The sequence below is a fragment of the Agarivorans sp. OAG1 genome, from assembly GCF_037076485.1.
GTDB lineage: Bacteria > Pseudomonadota > Gammaproteobacteria > Enterobacterales > Celerinatantimonadaceae > Agarivorans > Agarivorans albus.
In genome coordinates this window covers 2277599-2294879 of the sequence record NZ_AP028990.1, presented here as the reverse complement: position 1 = coordinate 2294879, position 17281 = coordinate 2277599, and the positions used below count along the sequence as shown (strand labels likewise).

The following is a 17281-nucleotide window of genomic DNA, read 5'->3' as shown; positions in this document are numbered from 1 at the left end:
GGTCTACTTAACTGGCGGTAAATGAGTAAAAACCGGCAAGCAGTGGTTCTACATTATTGAATATACTCAACTAATTGGCCATGAGATAATAAGTAAAGTTCTGGGTATGGTGCTAAACCATGATCTTTCAACAGCCGATTAACATCCCTGTAGGTGCGTACTATCTGTTTCTGATCTAGCTTCGCCACTTCAACAATGTTTTGTTTAAATACCGGGTCTGTTTTATTGGGCAAATAGTCTAGATAGAAACGATCGCATGCTTTGAGATTCTCAGAAAATAATCTCGCTGTAAGGCATTGTTCGAAATCCTCGATGGCTTGGCTATCTGCTTCTTGTTGAGCTGTTATAGGGCCAAAGCTAGCAAAATAAAATAGTAAACTCGCAGCTAACAAAGCGGTACTACTTATAGTGAGCCAAGTCTTCTTACTGCTTAAAATACTCAATGCCACTTGCATGTCTCTATAGTTTATTAAGGCCGCAATAACGGGACGGAAAACCGCGTAGCTGTTTGGAGTTCCGTGCCAGCTTGCTGGCTGAAGTTGATTGCCTTGTTAGGGCTGACCATTACGCGCGATCTCCTGGATTTCTACGAAGCCTTCTTTCTCCGCTAGGTCGGCTACAGATATTCCTTCAGAATTGACGTAACCAACGTTGCCACCATAAGACTTTAAGATTCGGACGCCCTCAATGTTGTTGTTTAGAGTAGCGATTAATAACGGGGTGTTGTAGAGATAGGTGTCGTCTTCTACGACAAAGTTTGGATCACCACCTGATGCCAATAACTTTGTAATAATATAGTTTTCCGACCATTGGGCGGCCATGAAAACAGGGGTTTCACCCTGCCAGTTTACAATATTGGGATTGGCTTCCCGCTGTAGAAGGTAGTCGACCAACTCCTTGTTCCCGACAATGGTAGCGATATGAAGAAAACTGGCACCGCATGCGTTCTGGTGGTTCACATCTAGGCCGTTTTCCAGAAGTGTGAATGCTGGGGAATCATCTTTGTCTTTTACTAGTACAGCGATAGCTTTATTAAATGGGGTGTTTGCATCGTTAGCTTCATTGCATGATCGCTCGATGCAGCCAGATAAAACCAAGAGGGTTGCGACTGAAATAATTAGCTTATGCATAGGTGAGTATCAGGGCCCTAACGCCTCAAACACCGGCATGGTGAAGTTGGCGTCTTTTTTGGAACAAAAAAGGTGACAGCTTTGCTAAGTCCGCATGCTTTGACTTGTTACATTTTGACCGTGAAGCCATTGCTGATTACCTCAAGTTGCCCATTGCCATTAAAATTAATTTTATAGTGCTTGTACTCTTCTTGAGCACCGGTTTCACCTTGCTTTATATGCTCTGCTAGCCATTCTGACTCGGTAATTATATGGCTTTTATCGTATTCTTCGCCTTCTATGAAGGTTTCGATCATTTGCCATTTAAATGCAACGGTATCTGAAAAGAATACTTCGCGCTGAATTTCCTGCCAATCCCTAAATTTAAGAATTAAGTCTCCCTCATCCATATTGATGTCTGGGAAGTCGGCATCTGCGGTTGAAAATCCTGGTTCTATTATCTCTGCTCGTTCCATGTTCGATCTATTTTTGAAATGTAACGCCGGTGGCAAGGGCGAGCGAAAGCGAGTCCCGCGGCGATAGCCGCGAATTGGCCACCCTTGTTAAGTTTTTGTCTTATACGCAACGTCTAGGCACCACTTATAGATTGTTTTTGCAATTTAAATATTCTCATGTGGATCATTTGCGGCTCGATCTTTTATGACTTTCTCTAGTTCGTTTCTTGGTATTTTTAGCACCCTGGCTATTATGATGTAACTGAAAATATTTGCCATTAACAGGGCTAAAACGAAAGTTACAACCATCGCTCCGGGCACTGCTAGATCTGCAATTGAAAAGGCATTCTCGGTTTCCTGAGCACCATCTACGCCAGCCGCATCAATCAACCCGCTAACTGCATAAAACCATAAAAGTAAAACCACAACAATTATTGAAAAGTGCGTCACTTTAATTTGTGTGCCGTACATGATTCACCTTGAAACTTAACGCCTCATTAAGAGGCAAAAAAATGTTGGCTAAAATTAGCGACGAAAGAGCAAAAGCCAACTTTTTTTTGTCCTTTTAAACGACGTGTTATATGCCGCTACTCGACGGTGCGAAAAATTTAAAGAACACCATTAAAAATACCGACAATATTAAGTAACCACAAGTTGCAATACCTATTGGAATAACAACAGCTTGCCATGATTTTAAAATTAATAATTTACGAATAATGAAAACAAAAATACCAACAGATAAAATCGTGTTTGCTATACCGTCCAGCTCTAATATAAAAACTATAAGGTTACAGACTAACTAGATAGAAGCTAAAGTTGAAGCAAGAATAAAAGATCGTTTAACTCGAAACGTGTCAACTTTAAGCCACTTGAGCACTATATAAAAAATACCAGCATAGATAGGTATCATTAGTAATGGAAAAAAATATGCTAGCACCAGACTCCCTTAGGCATATAACGCTGCAAACAGGGGCAAAGGCAAGCGGCTCGCCGCGATGTGGCCTTTGTCCACGCGAGGAGCGCAGCGACGAGTGCTTGCTGATTTGCCTTGTTAGGTTTATCCGCCAAGTGTTAAGGCCCCGCTTGAGTTCCTGATAACCATAATCCCATCATCAGGGAAATCCGCTTCACCGGTATAGCAATGGTTGTAATTCACTTCGTAGTGAGCCTCTCCAGTATCTGGATAAAACCAGAGCCCCCAAACGCATAAGGGAGATTCTTCTGCTTCGCTCGCATCATGCTCTGACCAAAGAGCCGGATAGCATTGCCTAGATGCACCTTCAGCCAGTTTCTCAACGTCCGGAATCGCAGACCAGAAACCAGAAAAACACCTGCTGGCTGCTTGAACGTTTCCTTCTGCGACAGGATTACGCTTCGATACCCAAACCAGCTTGCTCCCGACCTGAAACTCGGAGTAGTCATCAGTCTCACCGAGTGGATTCGTAAGTGAATTCATAAAAAACCTAACGGTTGGCTTGAGGGGTGCGAGCGCATGCGAGCGTCCCTCTCAAAGCCCTTGTTAGGCGATGCTTGGACTGCCTACCGTGCATGCTCGGCTTCTTCGATGTTGAGAAAACGCTCTTCGGTTACGTCGTAGTATTGTTGTTGGTCACCCTTTTGTAGAATCATAATCTTCCTATCCGGAACTATAGCTCCGGTAGGCATGCTCTGAAGTTCTCGAGTCCACTCTGAAGCGGGAATTAATTTCAGAGTATTTTCGAATTCTGAAATGACGTCGCGGGATATGCCAATAACTACGAGTGACATTTCGTAACGTTGAAGAACGTCGTCCACTATGTGAGCCGTCTCATTGGGAAGTTGCTTAATCTCTCCGCGTACCCGCTCCAGTGTGTTCTCATCTAGCGGCGGCCCCATTCCTTTGATATGATCCAGTGCGTACAACGCCTCGGCACTCGTGAATACTCCGCGAAGATAGGTCTTATCGATGGCTTCTTGTTTGGCGGCCGTGTCACGTTGTAGCCGCTCTGCCTCGTCGGCGTAGTGGGCCTTCAGCTGCAGAAGCGTGCTGACCTCAATATTCAGGCTGTCTTTCTGTTGTTGTAGTGCGTCTTTCTCCCGCCTAAGCGCATCCCGTTCTGCCAGTGCCTTATAGCCTTCGTTGTATTGCTTAAGCTCTCCAACAATCCAAATGCCGAATCCGGCTAACAGTGGCAGGAGTGCGGCCAATGCCGTCGGGGTGATCCACCTCGTCTTGGCACTAGCTCGGAGCTGCCTGATTTCTTCTAGTCGCTTGTCGCGTTCGAGTTCCTTGATCTGCCGTTCGATGTCGTCTTGTGCGTCCATGGCATCTGCCGCCTTGCTTTGTATGTTCGTCTTGACTGAGTGGCCTAACGCCTTGCTAAGGTACGCCTAAGCCACTGAACCGTAGCAAAGCTGCCATAAACACTAGAATCAACCATACCAAAAATGCCGAAGGTTAGCCGTCACTCTTGAGCAACTTGTTAGTCATCCGTTACCGCTATAGCCTTACCTGCAACGTGATTAATGTATATAACCTGCCACATTAAGACCAAGGTATAAACACCAATAATTACAATGAGCCCACTGCAAATTAGCTCAAACTTTGAAACCTCAATAGAAAATCTCACTAACTCATATGCCATGTAGAAATAGCTAGTAAATATTGGGACGGTAACAAATAGATGGAATAAATGATCAATTAGCACCCACCTACCTCTAAGCATGTTCTTTCTAACTTTATGATCATCGATGAAAATTAGATGTACAGAATTAGGAACATCACCATACATCGACCTAAATAACTTGAGATAGCGTTCGTACAACAGTACTGATTTCACATAAGTAGCTGAATAATTAAGTATCGAAACTAGTGAGAGCAAAAAAAATATATAAATCGCATATATGCTCTTCAATTCGACTCCCAGCATGGCAATTTTAATCGAAGTACTGGGATCGGTAGTCGTGTATAGAATGATAGACGAGATTAAAAAAACCACCGCTGTACTATCAGATTTTTTAAGGGTTACCCTTAACTTTTCTAGATTGTCTTCGATTAAACCTAGTTCTTTTTCTTCTATATTCAAAACACCGATACTCCTAAGCATGACTAACGCCTTTAGCAGCGGCGGCCGTTAGGCCGTCCAGCCCGCAGGGCGTTGCTGCCTAAACTTGTTAAGGGCTTTTAATTCAAAGCAGTGAAGCATAACTTTTTAATACCTTCTCTATGCCATCTTGCTCAATGTGTTCGCCGTTCACTGCGTCGTGGTATATGCGATACAGAGCGCCGTTTTCACCTTCCGTTGATCTGATGTAGTAATAATCGCCACTACCTGACAAGCACATCGCAACTGGCATGTAGCTTTCCTTTGCAGCCGCGATTCCTGGGTAACATTCAGTTGCTCCAGATATGCATTGTTCAATGCTCATTATTCTAAGATCAGCACCTAACTCAGATAAATCATCGACTTCCGATATTTCAAAGTCACAGCCAATTATCTTATTTTTAGCTAAGAATTCTTTCCAATACTCTGGAATCATGAATGGCCCTTAACGCCCACATAAAAGGCGGAGCGTCAGCGACGTCCAGCGCAACGGAGTGGAGCAATTTTTGATGTGTTTGTTAAGCATTTACTCGGCCTTTAACTGAATATCTCTTACTACCGTTTCATAGCTATCAGCCTCGAAGACTACAGATTTATACCCAGGAGCTGAAACAGAAACGGTGCTTGATAGCCGGATCGCTGAAAAAGGCACCGGAGTCCAAATTCGAAGTTTACTTAATGAGTAATACCCATCTTTGTCTGTGGTTGTGCTTTCTGATTTCTTTTCCAATTGATTGTGTTGAATCAATATCGTTGCTTCAATAGGCAAACCATTCTCATTAGTAACTCGACCTTCGACGGCAGGACTTACTGCGATGTTCACGCATCCCTGAAGGAAAATAAATGTAATTGTAAGTATCAGTGCTTTCATATGCTTAACGCCGCAATAAGCGGACTAAAATTGTTGGTTATAATGTTGAGGAACGAAACTTAACCAACTGTTTTAGTTCCGTTTAATTGCCTTGTTAGGGCTTGACTAACCGATTTCGTTTCAATCTTTATTGCTGAAATTTTTCCAATAGCCAACGCATCTTTTTCTGTTAAGACTGTGGTGTCTGTATAATAAAATTTTGAACGAGATTTATTAATATTTTTTGCCTGTTTTGACACCCATTCTAATTTAGCTGTTGTAAAAATGGCTTTGTCAGTTAGAAATAAACGGCTTAATACAGATGGTATATAAGCTTTTCTATCAAATGCCTCAAAAGGATTTCCAATAGAAAGTAAGGTCAAGCTAGGTAAGTCTTGATTTGAATTTGCTTTTTGAGCTGACTTTAAAATTCCTGATGGCATAAAAACACCGACAGTAATACCTTTTTTTATTGCTTCAAATGCCATTTTTTTATCGAACGCAGAGCTACCAAATAAAATACTAAGGCGATGTTCTTCGCAGTGGTTAACAACGTTTTTTACTAACTCGACCTCTGCCAAGCAAGGTTTAGTGCTTGATATTATTGAAATATCATAGTTTTCAATACCACTGTTATTACAGTTGAAAATATATAGATCTTTTTCTGTGAGCAACCTTAAGTCTTCTGGATAATCTACCGACTTACTAGATATAGTCTTAATTTTTTCTTGCGCTAATAAATTAAGATTCTCTGCTGAGTTATGTGCAAGCTCCCCTACCTTTTTTGAGCTGCTCGGTTCAAACACATAAATTTTGTGTTGTGAATCTGCAAGGTGAACTTCAATAAGTTGTTTAACCTTTATCCAATCTAAACCTCCGTGACCACAGCCCAAAGCAGGTAAAGTAACTATTGAGTAGCTCTTTTGTTTAAGATAGTCAGATAACCATTTAAGGCCATTTTCTACATACTCATATTCCGAAGGTTTTCTCCAATGATTTTTTGTTGGAAAGTTAATAATTTCAAGTTCTTTCGTAAACATATCAGTATTCTTCCAGACTGAAGGTAAGCCAGGCTTTATCAAGCCCAACTTACAGTCTTTAGCATACTCTTTAAACATTTCAGGGTATTTATTTTTGAAAGCAAGAGCAACACCAGCTCCCATAACGCCTACACAATTGACAGTATTTATTCTTATGTCAGCGTCAAACTCAAAAAAATCGCCTTTAACAAATTCAATCATTCAAACGTTTCCATAATCTTCTTATGTGCTTTCTTCCAATCTATAACTCTATCTGTATACCATTTAGATTGTATTGACATTACATCGGCTTTTGCTAATGCGTATAGCATATTTAGATCTGACTCAGACTTCAAAACGCTATTAAGTTCTTTCAAGTAACGTCCGGAGGTTAAATGGTCACCAAAGAAATCATGATACAGAACTAAAAGTACAATCTGTCTTATTTGTTTTTTTGAAATAGAATCAATTTCTTCGACTAATATCCTTTCTATATAAATTGCTGATTTCCTCGGATGGTCATCATCAACTTTCTGCTTACCATCAGGCCAACGACTTTTAGGTCCCTTCCCAATGTCATGCAAGTATGCTGAAAATTCTACAACTAGCTTTTCTTGATCATCTAAACTTTGATACTCTGAACTTTCAAGTAAGTTTTTAACAACTGTTCTAGTGTGATCCTCAACATTTTCGCTGTGAACCCTATTATCGGTTGACAGATCAACAATACCTTTCAGTTCTTTTATACATGAAAAGTCTTTTCTAATAGCGCATAAGCTATCTTCTATGTCATCAAACTGATAAGGAGTATCAACTGATTTTCTAGCTTCATTAATACGCTTAACAAGGCTCTTGAATGTATCTTTAGTTATTTCTGGTCCATGAACTAATGATGCGTTTCTATCATAATTAAAGTCATAATAGTAATGGTGATATCCATTTTTACCGTCAAAAAACACTGGTGGACATTTTACTCCGCTTTCTTTAAATGTTTTTTCGACATACTCTTTAACACTCTCATTCCAAGCAACTATGTAGGATATATCATTGAGATCAAACTCTTTAAAATGCAAAGCCTCTGCCATTTTTTTGTGCTTTTCATTCTCATTTGGGGAACTCCATGCTTTACTTTCTATACAATTCCAACTCAATTCATTTAGGTTTGAAGGGCAGTCATAAAAAGTGGGTGGTTCATACCTTCTATTTGCAGCTTTGTTGGTAAATACAAATTTTTCATTTTCTAATTTATCAATTGAAACAGCAAAATATATAAAGTAAGGCTGATCATAATTTCTAGATTTAATAATACTCAGAAACATAGGGGTTCTAGAATTGAAATAAAAGGGTACATAATCATGGACGTGACCTTTAGGGCCACATGTAACCTCCATTTCGTGTCTTGTGCACTGTATATCGGAAGAAGCTACGTTTACATGCTCTATACTCTTATCTTGTTTTTCATTTGTACTTAACAAGCCATTAGCCAAAATATCTTCTAGATTTTCAATGTGAGTAAAATGAAAAAAATATTTCCCTGTGTATTTGTCCGCAATAGTCATCTAAATCCTTTTTTAAGTTTACTAGGCCTCGTAAGAACCCTAACAGCTTATTAATATGAAAAATTCCTTGTTTAAACTAGGAAATTTTCCTCTTATCATACATTTTATAAAATCAAGGTTATCACCTTTCCTAAGCTACATCAGCCACCTAGCTCGAAAAATAACAAAAATATCAGCATGAAAGTATGCAATCACTTGTAGAAAGTAGGAATCGCAACAGAACTGTATATAAATACAGTTTCAGTGAGTTTTTGGGGTTTACGCACCAGACAGTTAAAAAGCTAAAACTACTGGGGATTAAGACTAAGGAACTTGTTTCTTGAACTGTGGAACACCGTCGGGTATCAGTTCCCAGCTGGCTTTTGAATCTACGTAAATATGGCGGCTTAGTTTTATATTGGGGTCTCCGTTTATGCAGCCTAAGGTTACACCATGCACTTCTTCTTGATATACACCTACTAAGGTAGAACCACATTTGCTGCAAAACTGTAAACCAAAACCCTGTTCTCCAATGTATGAAGTAAGCAAGTTTTCGCCTCTTAGCCAAGAAAACTCGCCAGGTTTAACTAATGCATAAGCTGAGGCTTGGGCACTAAATGCTTTGCGGCATCGGGAACAATGGCAGGAGCGAGCATCGTGTAACTCGCCCTCTATTTGGTATTTAATTGCACCACAAAAGCATTCTCCGGTAATGGCCATGGGCGCTCCTAGATTATCGTAAAGTCTTGGTTTTTGGCATGTGCTTACTGCGCGTTTAGGCAAACAGCTCAATTAGTTTAGCGACTTGCGTTATTGCCAACAAACCACCACACACAATAAGTGTAGTGCCAGTAGACGTGTCGTTACTAGATGCTGAATTACCTGCAGAACTTTTGCGATCTCTTAATACCTTGCCCCACACAACTAAGGCAACAGCACACAAGATAATAGTAAGATGTATGGCTAAGCTAGACAAAACCTCAGTTTCCACTCGGTATCCTTAACAGCAGTTATTGGCTAAAAATTTAAAGCCGCTTTGCTTTGATGAAAACGGCAGCGCCTTAGCTTAATGCCTTAGTGGGATATAGTAAAAGCTTAGCTGGACTTACTTGCTTGTGTCTTTGTTGACCAAAGGCGCAGAGGATATTTTGGTAGGTACTTTAACTTGTTGGTTAAGCGTGTCTTTTACCTCGCCTAACTCAAGTTCTTTCTCAATTTTGGTGGATACCTCTGCCATGGTAGTTTTAGCTTTGTTGTACCATGCAAATCCAGTGCGCAAGGCATTAGGTAGGCGTTGAGGGCCCAATATAACGAGGCCCAAAACAGCAATAAGCAAAATCTCTAAGGAGCCAACATCAAACATGTTTAGCTACCAAGTTGCTTGTTGTTGTCGCCCTGCTCTGCGCTTATTGGGTTACTCACATTTTGTTGCGTATTATCTTCGCTCATCGCTTGTTTAAAACCTTTAATGGTAGAGCCTAAATCCCCACCCAAGCCTCTCAAGCGTTTGGTTCCAAACAACAAGGCAACGATTACGGCAATAATTGCCAGTTGCCACACACTAATTCCAGCCATTTCTTCTTCCTTAAACTATTAATAAAACAGGCCCGTTTGGGCCTGTTATATGTTTCTAGAGTAAATTACACACCTAGCTCGCCACCGTCGGCTTTACGAATAGCCACAACCGATGCGCGAGGACGAAGATCCATGCCTACTGGCGTTTCTTCTGCTGCATTGTTACTGTAAGGCCAGTTACCAGGATGCTGGATAGACACAAACATGGTGGTGTAATCTGGGCTAATGGTAAAACCGGTAACTTCACAGCCATTAGGGCCAACAAAGAAACGACGTAATTCGCCTTGGTTCTCGCTGTTAATGGTGTCTGCGTTACCGTCTGCGTCCTTAATCGCTGAAGGTACAACCGCTAGCATTTGGTCGTTAGTATAGCTAGTTACTTCATCGGCGCCGTTATCGGTTTGAATCCACAAAATACCGCGATTATCAAAAGCCAAGCCATCTGGGCTAGCAAACTGGTTAAACTCGCTTAGGCCAGATAAGTTTGTGGCTTCGTCACCGTCGGCTGGAGAGCCAAATACAAAGATGTCCCAGGTAAAGTCGGTAGCGGCTTCGCCTTCATCCCAACGGATAACGTGACCAAACTTGTTATTTAAGCGTGGGTTAGCAGGGTTGGTACCAGTGGTTTCATCACGGCGCGTATTGTTGGTTAGGGTTAAGTAAACAGAACCAGTAATTGGGTCTACCGCACACCACTCTGGGCGGTCCATTTGAGTGGCACCAACCATGTCTGCTGCACCGGCAGTGTTTAAAATAATAGCTGCTAAAGAATCAAAGTGGTCACCCAGCATGCCGCCATCAGTGGTAGCGCCATCTAAGGTTAAAGGTAACCAATGACCCACACCGTCGGCATCAAATTTAGCTACGTATAAGGTGCCTTCGTCCATGTACTTATCACCCATAGCTAAACGGTCGCTAGCTTCTGCGTCTGCTGCATCCCAAACTGCAGTAGATACAAATTTGTACATGTATTCAAAACGCGAATCGTGACCAGAATAAAACACAATCGGCTTGCCAACTTCAAGGGTACCAAAGGTACAACCTTCGTGACGGAAACGACCTAAAGCTGTGCGTTTAACCGCGCGCGAATTAGCTGTGTAAGGGTCAATTTCTACAATGTAACCGTGACCGTTAGCTTCGTTACGGTAGTCGTCCATGGCGCTTGCACCACTTGGTGTTACGTTAAAACGAGAGAACTCGTCTACACGCTCATCAGCGTGACCCGCTAGGGTTTCCCAACCATAACGCGCTGTGCCAGAGGTATCTAAACCAATTCGGTCTTGCTCTGCAGTGGTGGTACCTAAGTTGATGAAGTAACCAGGCCAGTTTTCTTCACACGTTAAGTAAGTGCCCCAAGGCGTGTAACCATTGCCACAGTTGTTTAAGGTACCGCGTGCTTGGCTGCCATCTGGCGAGAACGGTGTAACCAACAAGCTTGAGTTAGCTAATGGACCTGAAATATCCATAACCGTTGCACCAGTGTAACGGCGGTTTAATGGATCACTTTCCACCATCATCCATTGACCGTCTTCCTGCAACTGAATACGAATAACACTTACACCGTGAGCGGCAATTTCTTTACGTACTTGGTCAACGCTGCTGCGAATACCCGCGTCATCTCTGTCGCTGCCATTTTGATGCAAAGCATTTTGGTCGATGTACTCATGGTTTACCGCTAGTAAGCCATCTGTACCAGCGTCATTTAATGGGAAGAAATGTAAGCCATCGTGATGCATTCCCATAGCGTTGTTTTGATCGACTGCATCGTTAGTGCCGTCATCTTTCCAGGCTTCTGCCATAGCATTGATTGGCTGGCCCCATGGCGCAAGTACTTGAGCGGTGTAACCTTCTGGAACACTTACTGCGTCAATTTTTGAACCAGCAATAGAGTTGAAGTTTAAGCTAGCACTTGGGGCGGCTGCACCACCGCCATTAGTAGAGCTAGAAGAATTACAGCCAGCTAAACCAAAAGCGCCAAAGGTAGCCATAGCGCTTAGTCCAAGACCGCCTTTAAGAATTTTACGACGAGACATGCGAACATCTAATACTTCATCAAAGGTAGGGTTGTTACTTTTATTGAAGCGAGTTGGGTTAAATATTTCCTTGCTCATTTTCTTATATCCTAGTTGAGTACTCTCTTTTGTTGTGCGGATTAAGCTAAATGGCAATTGTTACATTTGAGTTAAGTTTAGATTTCAGTTTTAGTGAATTATGTAAGCATTAGGTGACCAACAAGTAGACAAAGAATGTGTAAACGGGAGACTTATACTACCTCTTAACGAGTAGGCCAAGTTAAACAACACAATAGCCAATTACGCGACTGCACAATTAGCATGATTAACTATTGCTGAGCAAATGCCTAAATTTTAATAATATTTTGATTAATAACTACGTAAGCATCTTGTCTACACAGGATTAGTTTAAATTTTCACCTTTACACGCGCGGCTTAACCAAACTCTCTGTTGCTGTTTTTGCGCATGCTCATACAAAGATTGCTTAATTTTGGCTTTTGCATCATCAAAACTCACCCGATGCTCTGGGTAATGCTGTTTACACCATAGTAAGTGGTAGCCCATGCCAGTATAGATTGGTTGACTAAAGCTCTCGCTTGTCATGTTAAACAACACCTCATCTAGTTCCGGTAGCAATTGTTGTCTAGATACTAGCCCTAAGTAACCGCCGTTCACCGCAGTTGGGCATTCGGAGTGGCGCTCTGCCAGTTTCTCAAAGTTGGCGCTAGTAACTTTATTGGCCAAGCTTTGAATACGGGCTCTAGCCTGCTTTGGCTTATTCTCTTCAAACTGTTCATTAATGGTAAGCAAAATGTGGTGAGCAGCCCGGCGCTCTACTTGTAAAAACTTGTCGGGATGGCGCTGATAAAAGGCTAAGGCCTGCTGCTCGGTAACCTCGGGAATATCTTTGCTTACGTAGGCAAGCACCGCTTCACTGCTAAGCTCGCTGCGTAGCGCCTCGCGCAAGCCCGGTTCAGAAAGCTGGTTGGCTAGCAACGCTTGCTCAAAAGCTGCCTCAGATTCAAAATTTTGTTTAATTAAGGCAATAGCTTTATCTAGTTGAGGTTCATCAACATACACCTTTTCTGCCTCTTTTGCCGCTAGCACCTTTTGTTGAATGCCAATGGTTTTGCTCACTACCCGGTTTAACTCTACTTGCTGCTCTTCACTAAGTTGATCAGTATTTAGATCAAACAAAGCAATGCTGGTTTTCATCGTTATATAAGCGTGGCTGTTATCCAACATAGGCTGGTTCCTCTTCTGTTAAAGCTGCTAGTGCTCGCTCGGGTACTTCTACATCTAACTCACCGTATTGAATCCGGTAACAAGGGTCAGTTTTTGGTTTACGGCGTACTGCTAACACATCTACCACGCTGCCTTTTTTGGCAACAACTTCGCCCTGTTGAGACAAACTGAGTGTTAACGCTGCTTTGTCGCCATACTCAAACTGATTAGGTTGCCAAACTAACTCGGCATCTATTAGCTCATGTTCTTTACAACCAATGGTTAAGCCTCGATTAATAAACTGCACTTGATAAACAATTTGGTCTTGTAAGTAATATCCCGATTGGCGTACATAGCCAGTAGCGCCACGGCGCACTAGCAAAGCGCCTTTTTTACAGCCTGGGAAACTACCGTCGTTACGAATATTTTCAACCACTCTTACTTTGCAGCCATATCCAAATTTTGCTGAATTCATCTGCTATACCTCTTTATTAACAGCCTTCACAAGCGTCGCAACTAGGCACTTGATGTGCCAACACAACGCCTTTTTCCAATAAACAATAGGCTTTGCTCACAGCGGCTTGGTACTCGCTATAACTGCTTGAAGCCTGTTTCGCTAATACTTGCTTGAGTAGGCGCATAAACAACACCCGCTTTACCCGAACTAAACCTGCTTGATAGTTAACGCCAAAGTAATTGAGAAAGTCTTCGGCACTGGCAAGCTCGTTAATGCCCGCAAGATCGGCAACTTGACTCTGGGCTGGATTCTCTAGCATCTACGCTCTCCTTAGCCTTAACGTTTAAATACACACGGCGTCTAAGTGCTGATTAATGCTCTGCCGATAAAAGCTCAATAGCTCTTTGGCATTAGGGCTACGTTTGTTAACTTCTGCCCATGCACTTAAAACCGAACGTAATGCCTGACATTGAGCAAAATTGAGGGCAATGCCTAAATCTTGATAAACCGATTTAATGGCAGCCACACCAGAGTGTTTACCTAATACAACGCTGTGTTTACGGCCGATAATCTCAGGCGCAAAAGCTTGGTAGTTATTGGGATCTTTAAGCAAGCCATCGACATGGATGCCAGACTCATGAGTAAATACCTGTTTGCCCACTATGCTCTTACTAAGCCCAAGCTTACGGCCAGAAGCCTTGGCAACTAACTGACAAATAGGGTTTAGCGATTTTAAATCTACTGCAGGTATCGCCTTATTGCCGGCTAGTTGGGTAACATTTAGCGCCATAAGCACTTCTTCTAAAGCGGCATTACCGGCCCTTTCTCCTAAACCAATTACCGTGGTATTCACCGAATCGGCGCCGGCTTTAACTGCAGCTAAAGTATTAGCTGTTGCCATGCCTAAATCGTTATGCGCATGCATTTCAATTTGTAGGTCGCTTCGTTGCTTAAGGCTGCCAATAAACACTTCTGTAGCAAAAGGGTCTAACAAGCCCAGAGTGTCGGCAAAACGTAAGCGCTGTGCACCAAAACCTTGGGCTTTCTCGGCAATAAGATATAACTCTTCTAAACTGGCGCGTGACGCGTCTTCCATGCCAACACAAACATCCAAGCCAAGCGCTAAAGCCTGTTTAATGCCCCGCTCCAATTGGACAAAAAGCTGAGCAGTAGAAAGCTGCAGCTTAGATTCGCGTTGCTGCTTAGATGCTGGAATAGAGATGTCGATCAAATCTAAACCTAGGCCTTTTGCCAGCGAGATATCATGCTGATGTAAACGGCTCCAGCCCATGGTTTTTGCATGCGTTAGTTCATCACAAAGGGCTTTAATCACTTCCCGTTCAGAGTCGCCCATTGCTGGCACGCCAACTTCAAGCTCAGTTATCCCTGCTTGCTCCAAACTGGTGGCAATGGCGAGTTTTTCTTCGCCATTAAAAGCCACCCCAGCGGTTTGCTCGCCATCACGTAAGGTGGTGTCATTGATGATCAACATAATGAGTCCTTCTGTGTTACCACCTAGGCATAAACCGGACTAAAGCTTTCGCTCGCTGGCTGATTGGTAGTCACATCCCAATACGGCGATAACATGCGAAGCTTTTCAACAATTCCGGGCAGTACTGCTAACACTTGGTCAACCATGGCCTCGGTAGTAAAGCGAGAAAGAGAGAAACGAATCGCGCCATGCGCTGCGGTATAAGGAATGTCCATTGCCCGCATTACGTGAGATGGCTCTAACGAACCTGAAGTACACGCCGAACCGGAGGATGCGGCAATACCGTGTTGATCTAACATCAACAATATCGACTCGCCCTCGACAAATTCAAAAGCAATATTGCTGGTATTTGGTACGCGATGTTTTGGGTCGCCAGTAACAAAGCAATTAGGAACTCGTGCTAACAAGCCCATTTCTAGGCGGTCACGCATCAGTTTTATACGCGCGGAGTCTTGCTCGATAGATTGCATTGCTAGTTCGGCAGCTTTGCCTAGACCTACAATTCCGCTGCTATTCTCAGTGCCCGCTCTACGCCCTCGTTCTTGGTGGCCTCCACGCAATAGCGGTCTAAACTTGGCACCGCGGCGTAAATACAAAGCACCAATGCCCTTTGGCGCATGAAACTTGTGACCAGAAATAGACAGCAAATCAATGCCACTATCGGCAACTTGGATTGGCAGCTTGCCAGCCACTTGCACTGCATCGGTATGAAAAACGATACCGTGCTGCTTAGCTAACTCCGCCATACCGCGAATAGGAAACAAACTACCGGTTTCATTGTTTGCCCACATAAAACTTGCAACGGCTACGTTTTCACTTAGTGCGGCTTTGTAGGCTTCCATATCTAAACGGCCACGTTGATCCACGCCAATCCAATGAATGGTGTAGCCTTTGCGCTCAAGCATTTGACACAACTGTAAGGTAGCGGGATGCTCGATAACTGACGTAACAATTTCTTTGCGCTTTGGGTAAGCCTCAACCGCTGAAAGAATGGCGGTTGCGCTGGCCTCTGTTGCACAAGAGGTAAAGATCACCTCACTAGAATGGCTTGCGCCAATAAGCTTTTGAACCTGCTCCCTAGCCTGTTCAATCGCTTGACCGACTTGGCTGCCGAAGCGATGTATAGAAGAAGGATTGCCATAAAACTCGCTAAGAAAAGGTAGCATTTTTTGTAACACTGCTTGGTCCACTTGCGTGGTGGCGTTGTTATCTAAATACGCTAGCTCGGTTTCGGTGGTTAAAGAGGTTAAGTTACTCATGCTAGTGCTCCTTACGCTAAGCTAGCTGCGCCAACGGGATAAACGGTGATGGTTTCGCCAAGGGCTTGGCTGATCTTTTGCTCGATCATCGCAAGTGTTCCCGCAGACAAACCGCAGCCAGAACAGGCACCAGTTAACGATACAAACACCATGTCATCATCTACATCAGATAGCTGAACATCACCGCCATCGGCTTGCAGCTGCGGGCGAACTTGCTCAAGTGCTTGTTCAATAATTCTTATTCGCGCCACAATGCTGGTAGCAGCCACTGGGCTTGCTTTTGCTACTTCAGGCTCCGCCAAGGGCGCACCAAGGCATTCTTCTAATACCCACTCAATTTTTTCGTGGCAGGCTGCACAGGCCCCGCCTGCCTTGGTGTAGTTGATAACCTCGTCTAAGGTCTCTAGTTTGTTTTGCGCAACCACCCGCTTGATAAGCGCATCGTCGATGGCAAAACACTTACAAATCAATTCACCTTCTTCGTGTTCTTCCGCTACTTCTTCGCCGCGATATTGAGCAACTGCAGCATGCAAGGCTTCCATTCCCATTACTGAACAATGCATTTTTTCTGGCGGCAAACCATCTAGGTAATCGGCAATGTCTTGATTAGAAATGCTCATTGCTTGGTCGATGGTTCGGCCGATGATCATTTCAGTTAAAGCAGACGAAGAAGCAATAGCGCTGCCACAACCAAAGGTTTGAAAACCGGCATCTTCTATCACGTCACTATCGGGATTCACTTTAAGGCTTAAACGTAAAGCGTCACCGCAGGAGATTGAACCCACATCGCCAATAGCGTTTGCATGGTCGACAGCTTTAGCATTTTTAGGTGTGAAGAAATGCTGTTTAACTTTTTCTGAATAATTCCACATACGCTACCCCACAATGTTATATAAATTGGTAGTGGCGATAACCCGTTGCTAAAGACACATGCTGCCTAAAACTGAGTGTTGATAAGCCATTGGGAACCTAGAACACAGCGTTTCTTGCTCATTGGCAGCAAACTCATCAACAACGGGTTATCTCCCAACTAAACTGTTGCAAGTGAAGTACCGGATAAGGAGTTTGTGATAAAGCATTGTATTTATTAGCTTATTTGCTTTTTCATCACCCAAAATCACTGTGAGTTACATCACATTTAGGTAGCCTTGTAAGATTTGCGACATCACATTGTTGGGTTAAACGACAATTTGTAAACCAGCGATCC

The 17281-nt window shown here is 43.0% G+C and carries 22 protein-coding genes; all 22 read right to left on the bottom strand.

Features of this window, described 5'->3' with window-relative positions; all coding sequences use genetic code 11:
- Positions 1–53 precede the first annotated feature (53 nt).
- Positions 54–449 (bottom strand): hypothetical protein, encoded by a 396-nt coding sequence (locus tag OAG1_RS10425; protein WP_338626349.1) that lies wholly within the window; start codon positions 447–449, stop codon positions 54–56.
- A gap of 102 nt (positions 450–551) precedes the next feature.
- Positions 552–1130: an ankyrin repeat domain-containing protein gene (locus tag OAG1_RS10420; protein ID WP_338626348.1), complete on the bottom strand. Its 579-nt coding sequence runs from the start codon at positions 1128–1130 to the stop codon at positions 552–554.
- A 107-nt stretch (positions 1131–1237) separates the two neighbouring features.
- Positions 1238–1585, bottom strand: coding sequence for a hypothetical protein (locus OAG1_RS10415; RefSeq protein WP_338626347.1), 348 nt, complete (start codon positions 1583–1585; stop codon positions 1238–1240).
- 144 nt (positions 1586–1729) lie between these two features.
- Entirely contained in the window at positions 1730–2035 is a 306-nt protein-coding gene (locus tag OAG1_RS10410) for a hypothetical protein (RefSeq protein ID WP_338626346.1), read from the bottom strand.
- A 586-nt stretch (positions 2036–2621) separates the two neighbouring features.
- Positions 2622–3020 carry a hypothetical protein gene (locus OAG1_RS10405; RefSeq protein ID WP_338626345.1) on the bottom strand — a complete coding sequence of 133 codons (399 nt, stop codon included), beginning with the start codon at positions 3018–3020 and terminating at the stop codon, positions 2622–2624.
- Positions 3021–3103: 83 nt separating this feature from the next.
- Positions 3104–3868 (bottom strand): hypothetical protein, encoded by a 765-nt coding sequence (locus tag OAG1_RS10400; protein ID WP_338626344.1) that lies wholly within the window; start codon positions 3866–3868, stop codon positions 3104–3106.
- A gap of 158 nt (positions 3869–4026) precedes the next feature.
- Complete coding sequence (locus OAG1_RS10395; protein ID WP_338626343.1) at positions 4027–4629, bottom strand: hypothetical protein; 603 nt, start codon at positions 4627–4629, stop codon at positions 4027–4029.
- Between the two features lie 103 nt (positions 4630–4732).
- Positions 4733–5083, bottom strand: a complete 351-nt coding sequence (locus OAG1_RS10390; protein WP_338626342.1) for a hypothetical protein — start codon at positions 5081–5083, stop codon at positions 4733–4735.
- Positions 5084–5173: 90 nt separating this feature from the next.
- Positions 5174–5518, bottom strand: coding sequence for a carboxypeptidase-like regulatory domain-containing protein (locus OAG1_RS10385; protein WP_338626341.1), 345 nt, complete (start codon positions 5516–5518; stop codon positions 5174–5176).
- Between the two features lie 59 nt (positions 5519–5577).
- Entirely contained in the window at positions 5578–6738 is a 1161-nt protein-coding gene (locus OAG1_RS10380) for a macro domain-containing protein (protein WP_338626340.1), read from the bottom strand.
- Complete coding sequence (locus tag OAG1_RS10375) at positions 6735–8075, bottom strand: DarT ssDNA thymidine ADP-ribosyltransferase family protein (RefSeq protein WP_338626339.1); 1341 nt, start codon at positions 8073–8075, stop codon at positions 6735–6737. The genes OAG1_RS10380 and OAG1_RS10375 overlap by 4 nt, the downstream gene beginning before the upstream one ends.
- Positions 8076–8378: 303 nt before the next feature.
- Positions 8379–8774 carry a GFA family protein gene (locus tag OAG1_RS10370; protein ID WP_338626338.1) on the bottom strand — a complete coding sequence of 132 codons (396 nt, stop codon included), beginning with the start codon at positions 8772–8774 and terminating at the stop codon, positions 8379–8381.
- A gap of 55 nt (positions 8775–8829) precedes the next feature.
- Complete coding sequence (locus OAG1_RS10365; protein WP_152784823.1) at positions 8830–9045, bottom strand: hypothetical protein; 216 nt, start codon at positions 9043–9045, stop codon at positions 8830–8832.
- A 114-nt stretch (positions 9046–9159) separates the two neighbouring features.
- Complete coding sequence (gene tatB / locus OAG1_RS10360; RefSeq protein WP_220721329.1) at positions 9160–9417, bottom strand: Sec-independent protein translocase protein TatB; 258 nt, start codon at positions 9415–9417, stop codon at positions 9160–9162.
- Positions 9418–9419: 2 nt separating this feature from the next.
- Positions 9420–9629: a twin-arginine translocase TatA/TatE family subunit gene (gene tatA, locus OAG1_RS10355; protein WP_016401547.1), complete on the bottom strand. Its 210-nt coding sequence runs from the start codon at positions 9627–9629 to the stop codon at positions 9420–9422.
- Between the two features lie 65 nt (positions 9630–9694).
- Positions 9695–11740, bottom strand: coding sequence for a PhoX family phosphatase (locus tag OAG1_RS10350; RefSeq protein WP_338626337.1), 2046 nt, complete (start codon positions 11738–11740; stop codon positions 9695–9697).
- A gap of 304 nt (positions 11741–12044) precedes the next feature.
- Complete coding sequence (gene nifM, locus OAG1_RS10345; protein ID WP_338626336.1) at positions 12045–12887, bottom strand: nitrogen fixation protein NifM; 843 nt, start codon at positions 12885–12887, stop codon at positions 12045–12047.
- Complete coding sequence (locus tag OAG1_RS10340) at positions 12877–13341, bottom strand: nitrogen fixation protein NifZ (protein ID WP_338626335.1); 465 nt, start codon at positions 13339–13341, stop codon at positions 12877–12879. Before OAG1_RS10340 ends, nifM begins: the two co-directional genes overlap by 11 nt.
- A gap of 16 nt (positions 13342–13357) precedes the next feature.
- Positions 13358–13642: a nitrogenase-stabilizing/protective protein NifW gene (locus OAG1_RS10335; protein WP_338626334.1), complete on the bottom strand. Its 285-nt coding sequence runs from the start codon at positions 13640–13642 to the stop codon at positions 13358–13360.
- A 24-nt stretch (positions 13643–13666) separates the two neighbouring features.
- Positions 13667–14815, bottom strand: coding sequence for a homocitrate synthase (gene nifV, locus OAG1_RS10330; protein WP_338626333.1), 1149 nt, complete (start codon positions 14813–14815; stop codon positions 13667–13669).
- Positions 14816–14838: 23 nt separating this feature from the next.
- Positions 14839–16074 (bottom strand): cysteine desulfurase NifS, encoded by a 1236-nt coding sequence (gene nifS, locus OAG1_RS10325; RefSeq protein WP_338626332.1) that lies wholly within the window; start codon positions 16072–16074, stop codon positions 14839–14841.
- Positions 16075–16085: 11 nt separating this feature from the next.
- Positions 16086–16946, bottom strand: coding sequence for a Fe-S cluster assembly protein NifU (nifU, locus tag OAG1_RS10320; RefSeq protein ID WP_016401554.1), 861 nt, complete (start codon positions 16944–16946; stop codon positions 16086–16088).
- Positions 16947–17281 lie beyond the last annotated feature (335 nt).